Annotated in this window: 6 protein-coding genes; all 6 read left to right on the top strand. The window is 37.8% G+C overall.

The annotated features are described in order from the left end of the window. Nucleotides 1-154 (top strand): hypothetical protein (locus GXZ13_06700; protein NLX75501.1); only part of this gene is annotated, 154 nt, incomplete at its 5' end. Nucleotides 155-348: 194 nt separating this feature from the next. Further along, nucleotides 349-588, top strand: a complete 240-nt coding sequence (locus GXZ13_06695) for a DUF5320 domain-containing protein (protein NLX75500.1) — start codon at nucleotides 349-351, stop codon at nucleotides 586-588. Nucleotides 589-666: 78 nt separating this feature from the next. Further along, nucleotides 667-1020, top strand: a complete 354-nt coding sequence (locus GXZ13_06690) for a DUF134 domain-containing protein (protein NLX75499.1) — start codon at nucleotides 667-669, stop codon at nucleotides 1018-1020. 17 nt (nucleotides 1021-1037) lie between these two features. Beyond that, nucleotides 1038-1406: a dinitrogenase iron-molybdenum cofactor biosynthesis protein gene (locus GXZ13_06685; GenBank protein NLX75498.1), complete on the top strand. Its 369-nt coding sequence runs from the start codon at nucleotides 1038-1040 to the stop codon at nucleotides 1404-1406. Next, nucleotides 1333-2256 carry a 4Fe-4S binding protein gene (locus GXZ13_06680; GenBank protein NLX75497.1) on the top strand — a complete coding sequence of 308 codons (924 nt, stop codon included), beginning with the start codon at nucleotides 1333-1335 and terminating at the stop codon, nucleotides 2254-2256. The genes GXZ13_06685 and GXZ13_06680 overlap by 74 nt, the downstream gene beginning before the upstream one ends. Then, nucleotides 2253-2529 (top strand): 4Fe-4S binding protein (locus GXZ13_06675; GenBank protein NLX75496.1); only part of this gene is annotated, 277 nt, incomplete at its 3' end. The genes GXZ13_06680 and GXZ13_06675, both read left to right, overlap by 4 nt.

The following is a 2529-nucleotide window of genomic DNA, read 5'->3' as shown; positions in this document are numbered from 1 at the left end:
GAGAGGGACCTTATCCATAGCTTTGGGAGATCGAGAAACCCATGAGTATTCTTCTCACACCATATTGAAAATTCCTGAAGGAACCAAGATGAACGTAAGAAATTTACATGATGAGACTTTAGAAATAACTGTTGTAAAAGTTCCGGCTCCATAAAAGACATCAGAAAATAGAGCTAAACTAGTCGAATAATAGTTAAACAAGCTAAAATTTGTAAGAGGGGATGACAATCTGTCATCCCCTCTTTTTTTTTTTGTGAATTACGGATATAACTTAAATTGACATCTGAGAATTATCATTTAGTATTAATATATAATTGACATATGTCAAAAACATAGGTGATAGTAGGTATGCCAAGAAGGGATGGAACAGGGCCGCATGGTCGAGGGGCAATGACAGGCAGAGGTATGGGCTTTTGTGTGAAAGCAATTGAAGGAGACAGCCCAAATATGCAAAGTGATTTTATACAGAAAAGAAAATTTTGGTCTGGGCAGAACCGACACAGGCACTTTAACTGTTTAAACTTAGAAGAAAAAACAGCTAAAAGAGCAATAAGGCGTGTACTTTTAAATAGGTTATCTCAAAAATAGAAAGGATAAATTTAAAACACAAAAAACACAAAAATAGCTCTAAAATTTTTCTGTTATGTATGGAAGGAAGTGGTGCCGCTGCCAAGGCCTGTTAAATTTAGAAAAATATGTTCTCTACCAAAAAGAACTCGTTTTGGACCACTTGGTAATAGGTGCGTAACAACGGATTCCGTGTTAATGACGCTAGATGAATATGAAACCTTAAGGTTAATTGACCTTGAGAATCTGACACAAGAAGAATGTGCTCAGAGAATGAATGTGGCAAGAACTACAGTACAAGGAATATATACAGAAGCAAGAAGAAAGCTTGCTGACTCTTTGATAAATAGCAAGATACTTATTATAGAGGGCGGACAATACATAATGTGTGATGGTAAGGATAAAGTTTGTAGTCGAAGATGTTGTAAGAAGAAATATCCCGAAATAGATTAAATTTAGGAGGATATGACATGATAATATCAATCCCGGCAGACAAGAAAGACGTGCATTCAAGAGTTTCACTCTCCTTTGCGAGAGCTCCTTTTTTCGCAATTTATGATGCTGAAACAGATACAGCAGAGTTCATTGATAACACTGCAGCCTCATTACAAGGTGGAGCAGGAATCAAAGCTGCCCAAATAGTCGCAGATTCAAAAGCATCTGTGTTGTTAACACCTCACTGTGGGCAAAACGCTGCAGAAGTGCTTCAAAGGGCAAATGTTCAGATCTATAAAACCGCAGATTTAACAATTGTAGAGAACGTGAATGCCTTTAAAGAAGGGAAACTACAAGTTCTCAAAGACATCCATCCTGGATATCATGAAAAATTTGGAAGATAAAAGAAACAAAAAAATTGCGATTTTAAGTGGAAAAGGAGGGGCAGGAAAGACCCTTCTTGCAGTGAATTTGGCTGCAGTCGCAGAAAATGCATACTATTGTGATTGTGACGTGGAAGAGCCCAACGGGCATCTTTTTTTCAAACCTGAATGGGAATTGGAAGAAGACGTTTTTGTAAAAATTCCCGTAGTAGACCAATCTATATGTGATGGATGTAGGAAATGTGTTGAATTCTGCAGATTTAATGCACTCGCGTATGTTAATGGCAGCTTAAAAATATTTGAAGATATATGCCACTCCTGTGGGGGTTGTCTCTTAGTTTGTCCTTTAAAAGCTCTGACTGAAAAAGACAAACAAGTTGGGAAGGTCTTTGTGGGCAATTCTGAAGGAGTGAGAGTTGTTTCCGGAATGGTTAATGTGGGGCAGGCCTCAGGTTCCACAATAATAAAAGAAGTCCTTTATCAAAGTAAAGACTCGACCAATACGCCCACTTTTATAGACTGTCCTCCAGGAAGTGCATGTAATGTAATGGAAAGTATTAGCAATGCCGATTTTTGTCTTATGGTTTTGGAACCGACGATTTTTGGAAGGCATAATTTTGAAATGGTCTACGAGCTAGTACAGCTCTTTAATAAACCAAGTGCTGTGATAATTAATAAATCTGTTGGTGGTTATAACCCCCTAGAAGATTTAGGTGATAAAAAGGGATTAAAAATATTGGGGAAAATTCCCTACGACACAGAATTGAGTAAGCTAAGCTCCAATGCAGAAATAGCCGTAAGAGAAAATCCAAAATATAAACAGTTTTTTTCGTCACTGTTGGAAAAAATCTACAGGGAGGCCTCTATATGAAACAATTGCTTATTCTTAGCGGAAAAGGAGGCACCGGTAAAACAACGGTAGCTAGTGCGTTCATTAAGCTTTCAAAAGCCAGAGCTTATGCGGATTGCGATGTTGACGCACCCAATTTACACCTATCGATGCGAGAAAGAAAGGATCCACAAAGAAAAGATTATATAGGCATGTCAAAAGCAGCAATAGATTCTACTCTCTGTATTAACTGCGGAGAGTGTCTAAAGCACTGCAGATTTGATGCAATTTCAGTGAAAAATGAAACACATGTAG

It is taken from the genome of Synergistaceae bacterium, from assembly GCA_012728235.1.
Lineage (GTDB): Bacteria > Synergistota > Synergistia > Synergistales > Synergistaceae > JAAYFL01.
Note: the sequence above shows the minus strand (reverse complement) of the source record. Positions and strands in the feature narration are given on the sequence as shown.